Here is an 18,064-nt window from a genome sequence, read left to right as displayed (position 1 = left end):
CCTGCATGAAAAGTTAACGACAAGATACAATACCCGAGGCACAGCAGAGGCACAGGCAGATGCCCGCAGATATCGGAGAGAACCGTGTCTTCCTGTTCCTGCAGGGACCGCACGGGCCGTTCTTTCACCGGCTGGGCCGGATGCTTCGGCTTGCCGGGGCAACCGTCTGGCGCGTGGGCTTCAACGCGGGGGACCGCGCCTTCTGGTTCCATCCCAAAAGCTTCCTGCCTTATCGCGGCACGCTGGCCGACTGGCCCGACCACTTCGCCGCGCTGGTGGCCGAAAAAGGCGTGACCGATATCGTCCTTTACGGCGACGTCCGTGCCATCCATGCCCAGGCCATCGCCCGCGCCCGCGACATGGGCCTGACCGTGCATGTCTTCGAGGAAGGCTATATCCGCCCCTATTGGGTGACCTATGAACGCGGCGGGTCCAACGGGCATTCGCGGCTGATGGAGATGCCCGTCGACGCGATGCGGCAGACCCTGGCCGATTCAGATCCCGACACCATTCTGCCCCCGGCCAAGTGGGGCGACACGCGGCAGCATGTCTTCTACGGCGCGCTCTACCATTGGTTCGTGATGTTCCGGAACGGCCAGTACCGCAATTTCCAACCGCACCGGTCGCTGAGCGTGGCCAAGGAATTCCAGCTGTATCTCAAGCGGTTGCTGCTGATGCCCGCCCATGCGGCGGAACGCTGGCTGGCCACGACGCGGATCCGGCACGGCGGGTTTCCCTATCACCTGGCGCTGCTGCAGCTGGAACATGACGCCTCGTTCCAGGCGCACAGCCCGTTCTCGACCATGACCGATTTCCTGGACGTGGTGATCCGCGGCTTTGCCGAAGGCGCACCGCGCCATCACCATCTGGTCTTCAAGGCCCATCCGCTGGAGGACGGCCGCGTTCCCGTGCGCCGCGACCTGCGGCGGATCGCGAAGGAGGCAGGCGTGTCGGACCGTGTGCATTTCGTGCGGGGCGGCAAGCTGGCGCAACTGCTGGCCGATGCGCGCACCGCCGTGACGGTCAATTCGACCGCCGCGCAGCAGGCGCTGTTCCGGGGCATACCGCTCAAGACCTTCGGTTCGGCCGTCTATGCCAAACCCGAGTTCGTCTCGACCCAGCCCCTGCCCGAGTTTTTCGCGACCCCCGCCCGGCCCGACCGGAAGGCCTATCAGGATTACCGTCGCTACCTGCTGGAAACCAGCCAGGTCGCGGGGGGCTTTTATTCGGCGCGCGGGCGGCGACAGCTGCTGAGGATGGTCGTCGACATGATGCTGGCACCCGAAGATCCCTATGATGCACTGAAGTCCGGCACCGCGACTCCACGGCAACAGCTTCGGGTCGTTCGCTAGGGCGCACAGGCCCACGGGGCTGGCTTTATCCACAGGATTCCGCTAGTCTGACAAAAAAACCGAGGCAGAACATAGGTCGAGGAGACCGAGCAGTGATTTCCCCCATGTCCAGATGGGCGCGGCCCGTTGCCGTTGTGGCGGCATTTTCGATGGTGTCCGCCTGTACCCTGTTGCCACGCACGGGCCCGACCAAACGCGAAATCTTTGCCGGATCCGTCCAGCAGCAGGGCGACGCCTTTGTCATCTCGGTCAATGACCGGGTGACCCGCGCCACCGCCGTGGCCCCTGCCCTTGGCTTTTCACAGGCCTTCATCAACGCATCGCCCGTCGGGTCCGACACCATCCGGCCCGGCGACACGCTTGGCCTGACGATCTGGGAAAACGTCGACGACGGGCTGCTGGCCGCCGAGGGCGCCAATGCCACCCTGCTGGACGAAGTTCAGGTCGACGGCGCGGGCTTCATCTTCGTGCCCTACGCGGGCCGCATCCGCGCGGCGGGCAACACGCCCGAAGCCGTGCGCCGCATCATCACCAACAAGCTGGAAGAACAGACGCCGGACCCGCAGGTCCAGGTGCGCCGCCTGGCCGGGGACGGATCGACCGTCAGCCTTGTCGGGGCTATCGGCGGCCAGGGTGTCTTTGCCATCGAACGCCCCACCCGGACGCTGGCGGCGATGATCGCGCGCGCCGGTGGCGTCACGATCAACCCCGAGGTCGCCCGGGTGTCGGTCATCCGCGGTGGCCACACCGGCACGATCTGGTTCCAGGACCTTTACAAGAACCCGCAGCTTGATATCGCGCTGCGCGGCGGCGACAAGATCCTGGTCGAAGCCGACACCCGCAAGTTCACCGCCCTGGGCGCGACCGGCGCGCAGTCGCTGGTGCCGTTTGAAACGCAGACGCTGTCGGGGCTGGAAGCGATCGCGCAGGTCGGCGGGCTTCTGTCGACCTCGGCCGATCCGACCGGCGTCTTCATCCTGCGCAACGAACCGGCCGAGCTGGCCAACCAGGTTCTGGGGCGTGACGACCTGATCGGCGCGCAGCGCATGGTCTATGTGCTGGACCTGACGCAGCCGAACGGCATGTTCCACGCGCGTGACTTCTCGGTCCGCGACGGCGATACGCTTTACGTGACCGAAGCGCCGTTCACCCAGTGGAACAAGGCGATTGCCGCGCTGACCGGCACGCTGACCTCGGCCGATCGCCTGACGAGCACCCTGGGCAACTAGGCTTGGACCACCTTCGGGAATTCGAAGAGGCCGCCGGGGACCATCCCCGGCGGCTTCGTTATTTCAACGCAGGCTTCCTGAAGCAACGGCGCGTCCGCCGGATCCTTGAACTTGCGGGTTATGAGCTGCGCCTGGGCAAGCCGACGGAGGGTGATGGCGTCGCCGTCTGGGGTCATTCCCCCTATGCGCACCGCGGCGAGGCCGTGTCCGAGGCGACAGGGGCGCCGCTGGTGCGGATCGAGGATGCCTTCCTGCGTTCGGTCCATCCGGGACGCGACGGGGAGCCGCCACTTGGGCTGGTGATCGACCCCGTGGGGATGCACTTCGCCTCAGACCACCCTTCGGCCTTGGAACGGATGCTGCGCGACCACCCGCTGGACGACACGGCGCTGCTGAACCGGGCGCGCGGCGGGATCGCCCGGCTGCGCGAGGCGCGGCTGTCGAAATACAACGCCTTCGATCCCGAGGCCCCCGCCCCTGATCCCGGCTACGTCCTGGTGATAGACCAGACGCGTGGCGATGCCTCGGTCAGCCAGGGGCGCGCGGATGCCAACAGCTTTCGCGAGATGCTGTACTGGGCGCAGGAGGACAACCCCGCCGCCCGCATCGTCATCCGCACCCATCCCGAAACCGTCGCGGGCCACCGCGAGGGGTATTTCGGCCCCGACGACCAGACCGACCGCATCACCGTCCTGACCGATCCGGTCGATCCCTGGACGCTGCTTGAGGGGGCGACGGGGGTTTACTGCGTCTCGTCGCAACTGGGGTTCGAAGCGATCCTGATGGGGCACCGCCCCGTCACCTTCGGGCAGCCGTTCTACGCGGGCTGGGGGCTGACCGACGACCGCCATCCACTTGGCTACCCTGGCGGGCGACGCGGGCGCAGGCTGACGGCGGCACAGCTTTTTGCCTGCGCGATGCTGCTTTACCCGACGTGGTATCACCCCTGCGAGGACCGGATCTGCACCTTCGAGGATGCGCTGGACTGGCTTGAGGCGCGGGTGCGGGCCTGGCGAGAGGACCGGCACGGCTGGCAGGCCGGGGGCATGCGGTTGTGGAAGCGCGGCGTGATCCAGCAGGCCTTCGGCGCGGAACAGCGTGTCACCTTCTCGGACGAGCCGCCCGAGGCGCCGCGCCGCCACATGGTCTGGGCGGGCAAGGCAGACCCCGACGATCACGTCGTGCGGATCGAGGACGGGTTCCTGCGGTCGCGCGGCCTGGGCGCAGACCTGGTACCGCCGCTGTCGCTGGCGCTGGACGATCTGGGCATCTACTACGACCCGACCCGCGAAAGCCGGCTTGAACGGATGATCGCCGCCCGTGCCACCCTGCGCCCCGATCAGGAGGCGCGCGCGTCGGCGCTGGTCGACAGCCTGATCCGACTGGGCCTGACGAAATACAACCTGCCCGGCGCCGTGCCCGACCTGCCCGAGGGGCGGCGCATCCTCGTGCCCGGACAGGTGGAAGACGACGCGTCGCTGCGGTTCGGGGCCGGAGAGATCGCGACGAACCTCGATCTCTTGCGCAAGGCCCGAGAGGCCAACCCCGACGCCGTGATCCTTTACAAACCGCACCCGGACGTCGAGGCCGGGCTGCGCCCCGGCGCGGTCGAGAACGCGGCGGATCTGGCGGACATGGTGCTGTCGGGCGTCGATCCGGGCGTCCTGCTGGAACAGGTCGACGAGGTCTGGACGATGACCTCGCTCATGGGGTTCGAGGCGCTGATCCGGGGCCGCGCCGTGACGGTCACCGGCACGCCCTTTTACGCGGGCTGGGGGCTGACGACCGACCTGGGCCGGGTGCCTGCCCGGCGGCAGGCGCGCCCGTCGATCGCGGGGCTCGCCCATGCCGCGCTGATCGACTATCCGCGGTATTTCGATCCGGTGACACGGCAGCCCTGTTCGGTCGAAACCGCCGTGCTGCGCCTGTCCGAGGCGGCGGTCGATCGCGGCGGCCTCGGGTTGCGGCTATTGTCCAAGGCGCAGGGCGTACTGGCGGGGATGAGCTGGGCCTGGCGGTGAACGCCCGGCGGCTCAGGCCTCGCCCCGTTCCCAGATGTGCACGACATCACCGCCGACCACGCGGCTGTCACGCAGGCGGAAGCGCGGCGCTTCGGTCAGGCGGGCCAGCCCAAGCGCGCCAAGCGACGGCAGACCCTCGGCCCCGATGGCGACACCTGCGGTCATTCCCACCAGCTCATCGACCAGATCGGCCTGCAAGAGCGAGGCCGCAAGTGCCCCGCCACCTTCGCAGAAAACCCGTGTCAGACCCGCCGCCCCCAGCCCTTTCAGCACGGCCAGCGGATCAAGCTGACCGCCCGTCACGTCGCAGGGGGTCAGCCGTGCCCCCAGCCCTTCCCAGGTCTTGCGCAGCGTCGGATCGGCGTCGGTGCCGTGGCACAGCCAGACCGGCAGGTCCTTGGCAGTGCGCGCCAGGTGGCCCATCAGCGGCAGGTCCAGCCGCCGCGAGACGACCACGCGCACGGGCTGATGGTCGATGCCCATGTCCCGCACGGTCAGCGACGGATCGTCCGCGCGCGCCGTGCCGGCCCCGACCATCACCGCGTCATGGCGCGACCGCATGGCATGAACCAGACGACGGGCGCCGCGCCCGGTGATCCACTGGCTGTCACCCGTGGCGGTGGCGATGCGGCCATCAAAGCTTGATGCGAGTTTCAGGGTGACGAAGGGGCGGCCCAGTTCGGTGCGCAGGAAGAACCCGGCGTGATCGTGCCCGGCCTCGTCCGACATCAGGCCCGTCGTGACCGTGATCCCCGCCGCGCGCAGACGGGCGAACCCCTCGCCCGAGACCCTTGGATCCATGTCCTCGAGCGGGGCAACCACCCGGGCGATCCCGGCCGCGATCAGGGCGTCTGTGCAGGGCGGTGTCTGTCCATGATGCGCGCAGGGTTCAAGCGAGACATAGGCCGTCGCGCCCCGGGCCAGATCACCGGCCTGCGCCAGCGCCTGCGGTTCGGCATGGGGTCGGCCCCCCGGGGCGGTCCAGCCACGCCCGACGATGCGACCGTGCTTGACGATGACACAGCCCACGGCGGGGTTCGGCCAGGTCCGTCCCTGCCCCCGCCGCCCAAGCGACAGGGCCAGCGACAGAAATCGGCGATCCTCGGCTTTGGTCATTGGCCCGCGGTCACGGGGTCAGTCTTCGGCGTTGCCGTCGGGGCGCAGTTCGCTGACGAATTTGTCAAAGTCGTCGGCAGCCTGGAAGTTCTTGTAAACGCTGGCAAACCGGACGTAGGCGACGGTGTCGATCCGGGCCAGGGCCTCCATCACGATCTCACCGATCGCCTTCGAGGAAATGTCCGTCTCGCCCATGCTTTCCAGGCGCCGCACGATGCCCGAGATCATCTGATCGATCCGTTCGGGTTCCACCGGGCGCTTCTGCATCGAGATGCGGATCGACCGTTCCAGCTTGTCCCGGTCGAAGTCTTCACGACGTCCGTTGGACTTGATCACCACGAGGTCGCGCAGCTGCACCCGTTCGTAGGTGGTGAACCGGCCGCCACAGGCCGGGCAGAACCGCCGACGACGGATCGAAACGTGATCCTCGGCAGGCCGCGAATCCTTCACCTGGGTGTCGATATTTCCGCAAAACGGGCAACGCATCGTGATTAAATCCCCTAGTCCCAGCCGTCATGGGGCGCACCCCAAGTTGTCCACAGCCAGTATAGGGCAGCCGCAACAGATTGGGTAGGCCCCAAATCAATGGCCGAAATGTGCCGCGATTTCGCGCGTGTGGGGTCTTTGCCGATGTTCGACGACGTAAATCCCCTGCCAGGTGCCCAGCAAGGGACGCCCGCCTTCGACCGGAATCGACAGGCTGACCGGCATCATCGCCGCCTTGATATGCGCGGGCATGTCGTCCGGCCCCTCGTAGACATGGGTCAGATAGGACATCGCCGGATCGGTGGTGGGTGGCACGAGGCGGTGGAAATAGGCGGTCAGGTCGGTCTGGACCTCGGGGTCCGCGTTTTCCATCACCAGAAGGCTGGCCGAGGTGTGCCGGATGAAGAGCGTCAGCAGGCCATCGCCCTGCCCCGCCGTCCAACGGGTCACCTGTCTGGTGAATTCGTAAAGCCCGGGGCCATCCGTGGGGATCGAAAAACGTGTCTGCATGGCGCGATCATGCGATGCGGCGCAGGGCACTGTCCACGGGTCAGTCCGCGCGGACCTCCTGGATGCAGGGCTGCGGAGCGGCCTGCGGGGGCAGTTGGAAATCGGCCGAAACAAGCGGCAGGCGGCATACGCCGTCCTTGTCCGGTCGCGGAAAATCGGCCTGCACCAGCACCGGTGACAACGTGGGGCGGGTGGTCTCGACCGGCTCCGGTTCCACATGGGCCAGCGCCGCGCTGGCGAACAGCACGGTGATGGGCAAGCTTATGATGGCAGCAATGGGCTTCATGGCAGGTTTCATGGCCTCTCTCCCCCGGTTGTCTGGTTAACGGGGGGACGCCGGGTTCGGTTTCATCAAAATTCGGAAAACTGCCGTGAAGTTCGCCTGGTTTATTCGTTGGCCAACTGGGCGGAGCGCGCCCGGATGAGGAAAAGGCGCGCCCCGAGGGGATGCGCCTTTCGAAAATTCAATGCAGGACAGTCCCTTATGGGCTGGCGGCCTAGATGACCTTACTGATCCAGGAAGGACCGCAGCTTGCGCGACCGGCTGGGGTGTTTCAGCTTGCGCAGCGCCTTCGCCTCGATCTGGCGGATCCGTTCGCGGGTCACGCTGAACTGCTGGCCGACCTCCTCCAGCGTGTGGTCGGTGTTCATGCCGATGCCAAATCGCATCCGCAGAACCCGTTCCTCGCGCGGGGTCAGGGAGGCCAGAACGCGGGTCGTGGTTTCCTTCAGGTTTTCCTGAATGGCGGAATCCAGCGGCAGGATCGCGTTCTTGTCTTCGATGAAGTCGCCCAGCTGGCTGTCTTCCTCGTCCCCGATCGGGGTCTCGAGCGAAATCGGCTCCTTGGCGATCTTCATCACCTTGCGAACCTTCTCGAGCGGCATCTGCAGCTTCTCGGCCAGTTCTTCCGGGGTCGGTTCGCGGCCGATCTCGTGCAGCATCTGGCGACCGGTGCGGACCAGCTTGTTGATCGTTTCGATCATGTGGACCGGGATACGGATCGTGCGGGCCTGGTCGGCGATCGACCGGGTGATCGCCTGACGGATCCACCAGGTCGCGTAGGTCGAGAACTTGTAGCCGCGGCGGTATTCGAACTTGTCGACGGCCTTCATCAGGCCGATGTTGCCTTCCTGAATGAGATCAAGGAATTGCAGGCCACGGTTCGTGTACTTCTTGGCGATGGAGATCACGAGGCGCAGGTTGGCCTCGACCATTTCCTTCTTGGCCTGCCGCGCTTCCTTTTCGCCCTTCTGGACCTGCTGCACGATGCGGCGGAATTCGCTGATATCCAGACCGACGTACTGACCGACCTGCGCCATGTCCGAGCGCAGTTCCTCGACCTTGTCCGAGGAGCGTTCGATGAACATCTGCCAGCCCCGGCCCGATTTCTCGGCCATGCGGTCAAGCCAGTTCGGGTCCAGTTCATGGCCACGGTATTCGTCGATGAATTCGCGACGGTTGATGCGGGCCTGGTCGGCCAGCTTCACCATGGCGCTGTCGATCTGCATGATGCGGCGGTTGATGCCGTAAAGCTGGTCGATCAGGGCTTCGATACGGTTGTTGTGCAGGTGAAGACCGTTCACCAGTTCAACGATTTCAGAGCGCAGTTTCTGGTACTGCGCCTCGTCGTTGTCGGAAAAGCTGTTGTCTTCGTTCAGGGTCGCGCTGATGCGGTTGTCCTGGATTTCGGACAGGACGGCAAAGTCCTGCGCGATCCGGTCCAGCGTTTCCAGCACGCGGGGTTTCAGCGCCGCTTCCATGGCCGCAAGGGACATGTTGGCCTGTTCGTCCTCGTCCTCGTCGTCATCGCTGGCAATCGGGTTGCCATCGGCGTCAAGTTCGGGGCCATCGTCCTTCTTGGGGGCGGCGGAATTGGTGTTGGCGGCGTCGACGACCGGCGCGCCCTCGTCGCCCTCCATCTGGTCACCGAAGGTGGTTTCCAGATCGATGACGTCGCGCAGCAGAATGTCTTCGGACAGAAGTTCGTCACGCCAGATGGTGATCGCCTGGAACGTCAGCGGGCTTTCGCAAAGCCCCGCGATCATGGTGTTCCGGCCGGCCTCGATCCGCTTGGCGATCGCGATCTCGCCCTCGCGGCTCAGCAGTTCGACCGAGCCCATCTCGCGCAGGTACATGCGGACCGGATCGTCGGTACGATCCAGCTTTTCCTGCGTGCCCGACCCAAGCGCGACTTCACGGTTGGACGAGGTTTCGACCACGGCGGTGGATTTCTGCTCCTCCTCCTCGGCCTCTTCGTCCTCGATGATGTTGATGCCCATCTCGGACAGCATCGACATCACGTCCTCGATCTGTTCGGAGGAGACCTGATCGGGCGGAAGAACCTGGTTGAGCTGATCGTAGGTGATGAAGCCGCGTTCGCGCGCCTCGGCGATCATCTTCTTGATCTGAGCCTGGCTAAGGTCGAGCGAAACGTCCTGTTCGTCGCCGTCGTTGCGCTGCTCTTCTTCCGTGTCCTTGGGGGCCATGCTTGCTCCTCTCACTCGCCGCGGGGGGTCCGGGCGAAACGGGCGTGATTCGCTTGATCCGAATCAATAGCGTGATTCGCGGTCACGCACACCCTTCTGGCGTTAATTCTTTAGGGATTTGTTACCCAAACTGATCATTTTCGCCCCTTGTCGAAGCGAATCGTTCCGAGAATGGCCTCGAAAGCGCCCTTCTCTTCCCGACTGATTCGCGCGCCGTTCTGGCCCAGTTCGTAATCCCCCTTGTCACGGGACTGCGGCCGGATGGCCCGTTCGACGGCCTCCCGCGCGGCGGAAAGGCGGTGTGTCACGGCTTCGTCCGCAGCGCCCGACAGTTCTTCCTCGGCTTCGGCAATCTCGTCCTGCAGACCGCGCCGCGCCTTCAGCTTGGCCAGTTCCTCGGCCAGGGTCATGCGAGCGATATCCATGTCACCGGGCTTTCGCACCGTCGGGCAAATGGCCACATGGGGCTGCGACATGAGCCGTTCAAGGGTCTCGGGGCCCAGAATTTCGCAAATCGCGTCGCGCAGCACCTCGGCCCCGTCGTGATAATGGCGCAGGGCCAGATCGCGCATCCGGGCATTGTCGGGGTCGTGACACTCCATCAGTTCCAGCTGCCCTTCGAAGGCCGGGACGGCGTCGGGGGTCGAGATGATGGTCGCAAGGATCACCGCCTCGCGCATGGCATGTTCGGCCATCGGCCCGCCCGCCGTCAGCGCCGAGGCCCGGGTGGTCGACCGGATCGGCGTCAGCTTTTTCTTCGGCGACCATGCGGCACCCGAGCGCGCGGGGCGGAACAGCTGATACCGCAGTTCCTTGATCGCATCGCCATAGTGGCGGCGCAGCGACTGGTCGGGGATCTTCTTGATCGCGTTGCGCAAGTCGGCATCCAGCGCGGCCCGGCGTTCGGGGCTGTCAAAGCTTTTGCCCTCGGTCGCCTCGCGCCACAGCAGGTCGACCAGCGGGAACGCCTTGTCCAGCACCGCCTGCATCGCGGCCGGACCATCGGCCTTGATCAGATCGTCCGGGTCCTTGCCTTCGGGCAGCACGGCAAAGCGCAGGGACTTGCCCGATTGCAGCAGCGGCAGCGCGACATGCATCAGGCGCATCGCCGCGCGAATGCCCGCCTTGTCGCCGTCCAGCGCGACGACAGGTTCGGGACTGACCGCCCAGAGCATCGCCAGCTGGTTCTCGGTCACCGCCGTCCCAAGCGGCGCGACGGCCCCGGTGAACCCGGCCGTCGCGAGGGCGATCACGTCCATGTAGCCCTCGGCCACGATCAGCGGCTGGCCCTTGCCGACGGCTTCGCGCGCGGGGCCGTGGTTGTACAGGCTCCGGCCCTTGTCGAACAGCTCGGTCTCGGGTGAATTCAGGTACTTGGCGCGGTCGTTCGGGTCCATGGCCCGGCCGCCGAAGGCGATGCACCGCCCCCGCGCATCGCGGATCGGAAACATGATCCGGTTGCGAAAGACGTCATAGGGGTTGCGCCCCTTGTCCGAGGGCTTCGCCAGGCCCGCCGCCAGGATCATCTGCTCCGGCACGTCCTTGTTGCGCAGGTAGTCCCAGAGGCCCTGCCAGCCGTCAGGGGCAAAGCCGATCTCGAACTTGTCCTGGGTGTCCCGCGACATGCCACGCCGGTCGAGGTAGGCGCGCGCCTCTTGTGCGGCGCCGGATCCCAGCATCATGCGGTAGTGTTTGACCGCCATCTCCATGACATCGGCGAGGCCTGCGCGCTTTTCGGCCTTCTTCGCGGCCTGCGGGTCGCGGGCGGGCATCTGCATACCAGCTTCCTGGGCCAGTACCTCGACCGCCTCCATGAAGCCCATGTTGTCGGCGTCCTTGAGGAAGGAGATCACGTCGCCTTTCGCGTGACAGCCGAAGCAATAGTAGAACCCCTTGCGGTCATCCACATGGAAAGACGCGGATTTTTCCTGGTGGAAGGGGCACGGTGCCCACCAGTCACCCTTGCCCTGGTTGGACTTGCGCATATCCCACGACACCTTCTTTCCCACGATCTGGGACAGGCTCACGCGGGTGCGCAGTTCATCAAGGAAACCGGGAGGGAGACTCATGACCCGATTATCCGGGTTGCGGGCGGGGGTGTCCAGACGGGTCGGGCAGAGTTGATCGCACGGCAGGAGCGTCCGCTCAGGATGGGGTCACGCAAGGCTGCCCACCGGCGACCGTGCGCCTTGGCTCAGAGAGCGGCCACGTTCTCCATCGCTTCGATCATCGCATGGGCCAGCGTCTTCGCCATCGACCGGAAGGCCATGATACGCAGCGCGTCCGGCCCGGTGCGGGTCACCGAAACCATCATGCCGTGCATCTCGGTCCGCGCGGTCGCGCCTTCGGGGAAGGCTGCCAGCCGCAGGTCCATCGGGACCCGCCGGGCCATGACCTCTGCCCCCTGCGGTCCGGTCAGGTCGAGCGTCACCCAGGCGTCCGTCTGGTCGGTCAGCGCCGCGCCCGGCAGGTCCGGGGCCGCCATGTCCGAGAGCAGCCAGAGGTCGCGCCCGAACCACTGGATCGCGCCCTTACCCGTCGCACAGGTGCCAACCCCGGGCAGCGCCAGGCCGGTCGCTGCCTGCAGCGCGTCGGACACGGCCCCCGCCTGCCCCTTGTACGGCGCGATTGAGGTCAGCGGGCCGGGATCGGCCTGCGACAGTGTCATGGTGCCGCGCGTCACCGGAAGGGTGCCGGTCGCGGGCGTGCTGGCGATCAGGGTCAGGTCAGCCACGAACGCGTCCTCCCTCGGGGTCAAAGAACACCGGATCGCAAACCTCGCAGAGGGTCGAGATCCCGCGCAGGTGATCGACCATGCGCACGGTGTCGCCATGCCGGTCGGGGCCTTCCTTCAGCAGCGCCAGCCCGATGAAATGGCCAAGCGTGGGGGAAAAGGCGACGGAACTGATCGTGCCTTGCGCGTTCGGCCGGGTCGGTTCAGCCTCGGGGTCGAACAGAAACGCTCCGGCGGTCAGCTGCTTGACCGCGCCCGTGGGCTTCAGGCCGACAAGACGCGGGCGGTCTTCGTCCAAAAGGCCCTCGCGACCGGCGGCGGCGCGCCCTACGAAATCCTTGCTGCGCTTCATCATGCCCTTGAGGTTCAGGTCATAAGCCGTTGTGCGCCCGTCCAGTTCCGCATGCGTCAGCAGCCCCTTCTCGATGCGCAGGACGTTCAGCGCCTCCATCCCGTAGGCGCCGCCGCCCATGGACTCGGCCCGGGCGACCAGTTGTCGGAACAGGCTTTCCCCATAGCGCGCGGGCACCGCCAGTTCATAGGCGTGTTCGCCCGAGAAACTGATCCGGAAAAGCCGCGCCGGAACACCGCCGACGCTGACCGCGCCGCAGGCCATGAACGGCCAGTCCTCGGGCTCTAGCGGCGCGTCCAGCAGATCGTTCAGCAGATCGCGCGATTTGGGCCCGGCCACGGCGGCCTGGAACCACTGTTCCGTCACCGACATCAGCCGCACATCCAGATCCGGGCGCAGCACCTGGGCCGCGAACTCCATCTGTTTCATCACCAGACCCGCCGCCGCCGTCGTCGTGGTGACAAGGTAGTGCGCCTCGCCCAGACGGGCGCAGGTGCCGTCGTCCATGATTTGCCCGTCCTCGCGCAGCATCAGGCCATAGCGGACCCGGCCCACCTTCAGCGTCGACATCGTGCCGGTGTAGACGAAGTCAAGGAATTCAGCCGCATCCGGCCCTTGCACATCGATCTTTCCGAGCGTCGTGACGTCGCAGATGCCCACGCTATTACGCACCATCAGCGCCTCGCGGTCGCACGACGCACGCCAGGTCTTCTCGCCCTCGCGCGGGTAGAAGGACGGACGATACCACAGCCCCGCTTCGATCATCGGGGCGGTCATCGACAGATGCACCGGATGCGCGGCGGTGAACCGTTCCGGGGCAAAGCCCTTGCCCTGCCCGCCGGCCCCAAGCGCGCCGATGTGCACCGGCGTATAGGGCGGGCGATATGTCGTGGTTCCGGTGCCGGGGATCGACCGCCCTGTCGCGTCGGCCAGAACCGCCAGTGCCGTGACGCCGCCAGTGCGGCCCTGATCGGTGGCCATGCCCTGCGTGGTATAACGCTTCATGTGCTCGACCGAGCGGAAGTTTTCCCGCGCCGCCTGTTCGACGTCCTTGGTGGTCACGTCGTTCTGGAAATCGACCCACTTGCGGCCCTTGCCCGGCACGACCCAGAGCGGTTCGGCGCGGGCCTCGCGATCCTCGGCTTCGGGCAGATCGGGGCTGGCCCCGCTCAACCCCAAATCGGACACCACTTGCCGGGCCGCGTCCCGACCGGCGGCCAGACAGGCGGCGGTGGTCACCTCTCCGTTGCAGGCCCCCGCCGGGATCATCCCCGGCACCGCGCCCGGCGCGGGCACGAAGGCCGCGATGTCGTCGCGCCAGACGGGCCGCGCGTTCATGTGGCAGCTGAGATGCACCAGAGGGTTCCAGCCGCCCGACATGGCGACCAGATCGGCCTGAACCCGTTCCTCGGTGCCGTCGGCGCGGCGGATCACGACGCCCTCGGCCTCGCGCCCCAGGACCCGTTCGACCTGCGCACCGGGATAGAACGGCACATCTAGATCGCAGGGGGCGTCCCGCGCATCGACCAGCGCCGCGACATGCACGCCCGCGCGACGCAGATCGGCGGCGGTGCGATGCACGCTGTCCGAGGCGCCGAAGACCACCGCCGTCTGGCCCGGCGCGGCGGCAAAGCGATTGACGTAGGTACGCACGGCCCCCGCCAGCATCACGCCGGGACGGTCGTTGTTGGCAAAGGCCACGGGGCGTTCGACGGCGCCTGCGGCCAGGATCGCGTGACGGGCGACGATCCGCCAGAAGGTCTCGAGCGGTCGGGTGGGTCCGGGGGCATGGCGTTGCAGCGCGCCATAGGTGCCCTGGTCGTAGACCCCGGTCACGGCAGTGCGGCGCAGGATGCGGACGTTCTCCATCGCCTCGAGCCGGGCGGTGACCTCACCCGCCCAGGCGGAGCTGGCCTGCCCCCCCACCTCCTGCCTGTCGGAATTCAGCCGCCCGCCGGGCAGGAAATCCTCATCCGCCAGGATCACGTCGGCCCCGGCCTCGGCCGCCGTGAGCGCGGCCATCAACCCGGTCGGCCCCGCGCCGATGACCAGCAGATCGCAGAAGGCAAAGGCCTTTTCGAAGCGCAGGTCGGCGGCCTCTTTGGACAGGACACCAAGGCCGGCGGCGCGACGGATCGCCGGTTCGAACAGGCGCTCCCAGATGCGATAGGGCCCCATGAACGTCTTGTAGTAGAAGCCCGCCGTCAGAAAGGGCGCGGCCAGGTCGTTGACCTCCATCAGGTCGAACCCGACCGAGGGCCAGGCGTTCTGGCTGCGCGCCGCCAGCCCCTCGCGCAGCTCGACCATCGTGGCGCGGGCGTTCGGCTCCTGCCCCGTGCCGCGCCCCAGGGTCACCAGCGCGTTCGGCTCTTCGCTTCCCGCGCTCAGGATGCCGCGCGGACGGTGGTACTTGAACGACCGGGCGACGGTGCGCTGATCATTGGCGATCAGGGCCGAGGCCAGGGTATCACCGGCGAAGCCCTGGTAGGCATGACCGTCGAAGGTGAAAGACACCGGACGTGTCCGGTCGATCAGCCCGCCTGCGATACGGCTCATGCCCGGGCCTCCGTCACCTGGGATATCACGTGGGTCCGGGTGTCGCGATCGACCTTCAGCCAGGTGGCGCAGACATCGTGCTGCCACCATTCGAACGAGGCACCGGCCGGATTTTCCCGCAGGTGGACATAGGCATCCCAGGCCGGGCCCCAGTCCCCGGTCGGGCGTTCCAGCGCCGCGCCGCCATAGGTGAATTCCCGCAGGTCGCGTGTGCCGCAATGGGGGCAGGTCAGTCGCATGTCGTCTTCACCTTCCAGAAATACTCCCGCCGGAGGCATACCCGGCCGCCCAGGGTCGCCTAGTGCAGATTGTGCTGCGCGCCGGTGCCTTCTTCGTCCATCAGCCCGCGCCCCGTGGTGAACCGGTCCAGCCGGAAGCCGGTGGCGCTGTCATGCGGTCGGTCCGTCGCCAGCAGGTGCGCCAGCGCAAAGCCCGACCCCGGCACCGCCTTGAAGCCGCCATAGCACCAGCCGCAGTCCAGATAGAGCCCGTCGATCGGAGCCTTGTCGATGATCGGCGATCCGTCGGGCGTCATGTCCATGATCCCGCCCCAGCTGCGCAGCACCTTGGCGCGTGACAGCATGGGCATCAGGGTCATGCCGGCCTCCATCACGTGTTCGACCGTAGGCAGGTTGCCGCGCTGCGCGTAGCTTGGGTAGAAATCCAGATCACCGCCAAAGACCAACCCGCCCTTGTCGGACTGGCTGATGTAGAAATGCCCCATGCCGAAGGTGACGACATTGTCGATGACGGGCTTCAGCCCCTCGGTCACGAAGGCCTGCAGGATATGGCTTTCGATCGGCAGGCGCAGACCCGCCATGGCCGCGACCTGCCCCGACCGCCCCGCCGTGACGATGGCCACCTTGCGCGCGCGGATCTGCCCGCGCGAGGTCTGCACGCCCGTGACCCGCCCGCCTTCCACGTCGATGCCCGTGACCTCGCAGTTCTGGATCAGGTCGATCCCCCGGTCGGACGCGCCCCGGGCAAAGCCCCAGGCCACGGCATCATGCCGGGCCGTGCCGCCGCGCGGGTGGTAGAGGCCGCCGTGGATCGGAAACCGCCCGGTGTCGTGATCGAGATAGGGCAGCATCTTGCGCAGTTCGTCGCGCCCCAGCAGGATCGCGTCGTCGCCCTGGTTGATCATCGCGTTGCCACGCCGGACGGCGGCGTCGCGCTGGCCGTCGGAGTGGAACAGGTTGATCAGCCCGCGCTGCGAATGCATCACGTTGTAATTGAGATCGCTCTCCATCCGCTCCCAAAGCTTCAGCGAATGGGAATAGAATTCCGAGTTGCCGGGAAGGTAGTAGTTCGCCCGCACGATGGTGGTGTTGCGGCCCATGTTGCCACCGCCGAGGTAGCCTTTTTCCAACACCGCGACATTGGTCAGCCCGTGTTGCTGCGCCAGGTAGAAGGCCGTCGCCAGACCGTGCCCGCCGCCGCCGATGATGACGATGTCATAGGCGGGTTTCGGGTCGGGATCGCGCCAGTGCGGGCCCCATCCCTTGTTGCCGGTCAGCCCTTCGGTCAGAATTTTCAGTGCATTGAAGCGCATCGCGATCCCCCTGCCCGAACAAACCAGTCGGGCAGAGGGAATGCAATCTCCGGATGCGGCACCGGGTGGTCAGGACGCGACCTGCCGCCGGAACGGGCAGATCGCGCGCAGGCTACAGCCCCTTCGCGCGATAGCTTGCCGCGACGCGGTCGATGGCGACGATATAGGCAGCGGTGCGGAAATCCGTCACTTCGGCCTTGGCATCGCGGGCGGCGCGCATCGAGTCGAAGGCCGCGCGCATCGTGTCGTCGAGGCCCGAGCGGACAAGCTCGAGCTCTCCTGCGCCCTTGAGGTATTTCGACTTGAACCCCGGGCTCATCGACCAGGCGTTGCCGAGGTAGGAATCGAGCCGTTCAAGTTCGCGGATGATCAGCTCGTGACGGGCCTCTTCCTGGCGGCGCTGCATCCGGCCAAAGCGGATATGGCTGAGGTTCTTGACCCATTCGAAATAGGACACCGTGACCCCGCCCGCATTGGCGTAGAGATCGGGAATGATCTCGATCCCACGGCGGCGCAGGATCTCGTCCGCGCCGGCGGTGACGGGGCCGTTCGCGGCCTCGATGATGAGCTTGGCGTTGATGTTGTCGGCGTTCGACATGTTGATCACGCCTTCCAGCGCGGCGGGGATCAGGATGTCACACTCCTGTTCCAGCAGCGCGTTGCCGTCTTCGAAATAACGCGCGTTCGGATAGCCCGTCACGCCGCCGTGCTGCGCGATCCAGTGGTGCACATCTTCGACATCAAGCCCGTCGTGCGACACCAGCGCGCCGTCGCGTTCGATGATGGTGGTGATGATGCAGCCGTCTTCTTCTGACAGGAACTTGGCCGCGTGATAGCCCACGTTGCCCAGGCCCTGCACGATCACCCGCTTGCGGTCCAGGTCGCCTTCCATGCCGGTGCGGGCGACGTCGCGGGGTTCGCGGAAGAATTCCTGCAGGGCGTATTGCACGCCGCGCCCTGTGGCCTCGGTCCGGCCCTGGATCCCGCCACCGCCGATCGGCTTGCCGGTGACGCAGGCATTGCCGTTGATGTCGGTGGTGTTCATCCGTTTGTACTGGTCGGCGATCCAGGCCATCTCACGCTCTCCGGTGCCCATGTCGGGCGCGGGGACGTTCTGCGCGGGGTGGATCAGGTCGCGCTTGATCAGCTCATAGGCAAAGCGGCGGGTGATCTGTTCAAGCTCGTGTTCCTCCCAGGCGCGGGGATCGATGCAGAGCCCGCCCTTGGATCCGCCGAAGGGGGCTTCGACCAGCGCGCACTTGTAGGTCATCAGCGCCGCCAGCGCCTCGACCTCGTTCTGGTTGACCGCCAGGTCATAGCGGATGCCGCCCTTGACCGGCTCCATGTGTTCCGAATGCACCGACCGGTAGCCGGTGAAGGTGTGGATCTGGCCCCGCAGGCGGACGCCAAAGCGCACCGTGTAGGTCGCGTTCGACACGCGGATCTTTTCCTCGAGCCCCGGCGGAAGGTCGACCAGCGCCACCGCGCGGTTGAACATCAGGTCTACGCTGTCGCGAAAGCTCAGCTCGGTTCTGGGCATTTCATTCATCGTCCGCCTCCTCCTGCTGGGAACAAGGGTACCCTGCCCGTGCATCGGGCCTCTGTCACCACCTGAGCTTAACAAGTTTAATCTCACGTGAACGCCGGGGATCGTCCGCGATCCCGGCCC

At 66.4% G+C, this 18,064-nt stretch carries 14 protein-coding genes; 3 read left to right on the top strand and 11 right to left on the bottom strand.

The genetic code is table 11. The features are described 5' to 3' along the window. Positions 1 to 59 precede the first annotated feature (59 nt). The 3 genes from E4S58_RS04850 (at position 60) to E4S58_RS04840 (ending at position 4,602) form a co-directional block, all read left to right on the top strand. On the top strand, positions 60 to 1,352 hold the full coding sequence (locus E4S58_RS04850; RefSeq protein ID WP_136635173.1) for a capsule biosynthesis protein: 1,293 nt from the start codon (positions 60 to 62) through the stop codon (positions 1,350 to 1,352). A gap of 104 nt (positions 1,353 to 1,456) precedes the next feature. Beyond that, the gene (locus tag E4S58_RS04845) at positions 1,457 to 2,581 is read left to right on the top strand and encodes a polysaccharide biosynthesis/export family protein (RefSeq protein ID WP_136635171.1); all 1,125 of its coding nucleotides are present in this window, start codon (positions 1,457 to 1,459) and stop codon (positions 2,579 to 2,581) included. A gap of 2 nt (positions 2,582 to 2,583) precedes the next feature. Continuing rightward, positions 2,584 to 4,602 carry a capsular polysaccharide biosynthesis protein gene (locus E4S58_RS04840; protein WP_136635169.1) on the top strand — a complete coding sequence of 673 codons (2,019 nt, stop codon included), beginning with the start codon at positions 2,584 to 2,586 and terminating at the stop codon, positions 4,600 to 4,602. A gap of 12 nt (positions 4,603 to 4,614) precedes the next feature. On the opposite strand, the gene ribD is transcribed toward E4S58_RS04840, so the two are convergent. The 11 genes from ribD to E4S58_RS04785 form a co-directional block, all read right to left on the bottom strand. Next, a complete protein-coding gene (gene ribD / locus E4S58_RS04835) occupies positions 4,615 to 5,718 on the bottom strand; it encodes a bifunctional diaminohydroxyphosphoribosylaminopyrimidine deaminase/5-amino-6-(5-phosphoribosylamino)uracil reductase RibD (RefSeq protein WP_136635167.1) in 1,104 nt (367 codons plus the stop codon). Between the two features lie 18 nt (positions 5,719 to 5,736). Continuing rightward, positions 5,737 to 6,204, bottom strand: coding sequence for a transcriptional regulator NrdR (gene nrdR, locus E4S58_RS04830; RefSeq protein ID WP_136635165.1), 468 nt, complete (start codon positions 6,202 to 6,204; stop codon positions 5,737 to 5,739). Between the two features lie 96 nt (positions 6,205 to 6,300). Beyond that, positions 6,301 to 6,714 (bottom strand): secondary thiamine-phosphate synthase enzyme YjbQ, encoded by a 414-nt coding sequence (locus E4S58_RS04825; protein ID WP_136635163.1) that lies wholly within the window; start codon positions 6,712 to 6,714, stop codon positions 6,301 to 6,303. A gap of 40 nt (positions 6,715 to 6,754) precedes the next feature. Further along, the gene (locus E4S58_RS04820) at positions 6,755 to 7,012 is read right to left on the bottom strand and encodes a hypothetical protein (RefSeq protein ID WP_136635161.1); all 258 of its coding nucleotides are present in this window, start codon (positions 7,010 to 7,012) and stop codon (positions 6,755 to 6,757) included. 209 nt (positions 7,013 to 7,221) lie between these two features. Next, positions 7,222 to 9,201, bottom strand: coding sequence for an RNA polymerase sigma factor RpoD (rpoD, locus tag E4S58_RS04815; RefSeq protein WP_136635158.1), 1,980 nt, complete (start codon positions 9,199 to 9,201; stop codon positions 7,222 to 7,224). Positions 9,202 to 9,335: 134 nt separating this feature from the next. After that, positions 9,336 to 11,270 carry a DNA primase gene (gene dnaG / locus E4S58_RS04810; RefSeq protein WP_136635156.1) on the bottom strand — a complete coding sequence of 645 codons (1,935 nt, stop codon included), beginning with the start codon at positions 11,268 to 11,270 and terminating at the stop codon, positions 9,336 to 9,338. A 125-nt stretch (positions 11,271 to 11,395) separates the two neighbouring features. After that, positions 11,396 to 11,935, bottom strand: a complete 540-nt coding sequence (locus tag E4S58_RS04805) for a sarcosine oxidase subunit gamma (RefSeq protein WP_240789458.1) — start codon at positions 11,933 to 11,935, stop codon at positions 11,396 to 11,398. Next, complete coding sequence (locus tag E4S58_RS04800) at positions 11,928 to 14,843, bottom strand: sarcosine oxidase subunit alpha family protein (protein WP_136635152.1); 2,916 nt, start codon at positions 14,841 to 14,843, stop codon at positions 11,928 to 11,930. Before E4S58_RS04800 ends, E4S58_RS04805 begins: the two co-directional genes overlap by 8 nt. After that, positions 14,840 to 15,082 (bottom strand): sarcosine oxidase subunit delta, encoded by a 243-nt coding sequence (locus tag E4S58_RS04795; RefSeq protein WP_136635151.1) that lies wholly within the window; start codon positions 15,080 to 15,082, stop codon positions 14,840 to 14,842. The genes E4S58_RS04800 and E4S58_RS04795 overlap by 4 nt, the downstream gene beginning before the upstream one ends. A 59-nt stretch (positions 15,083 to 15,141) precedes the next feature. After that, on the bottom strand, positions 15,142 to 16,395 hold the full coding sequence (locus E4S58_RS04790; RefSeq protein WP_136635149.1) for a sarcosine oxidase subunit beta family protein: 1,254 nt from the start codon (positions 16,393 to 16,395) through the stop codon (positions 15,142 to 15,144). A 112-nt stretch (positions 16,396 to 16,507) separates the two neighbouring features. Then, a complete protein-coding gene (locus E4S58_RS04785) occupies positions 16,508 to 17,935 on the bottom strand; it encodes a Glu/Leu/Phe/Val family dehydrogenase (RefSeq protein WP_136635837.1) in 1,428 nt (475 codons plus the stop codon). Positions 17,936 to 18,064: the final 129 nt, after the last annotated feature.

Origin of the sequence: Pseudooceanicola onchidii, from assembly GCF_004959925.1 — a bacterium.
Taxonomy (GTDB): domain Bacteria; phylum Pseudomonadota; class Alphaproteobacteria; order Rhodobacterales; family Rhodobacteraceae; genus Pseudooceanicola; species Pseudooceanicola onchidii.
This window is presented reverse-complemented; position numbering and strand designations above follow the sequence as displayed.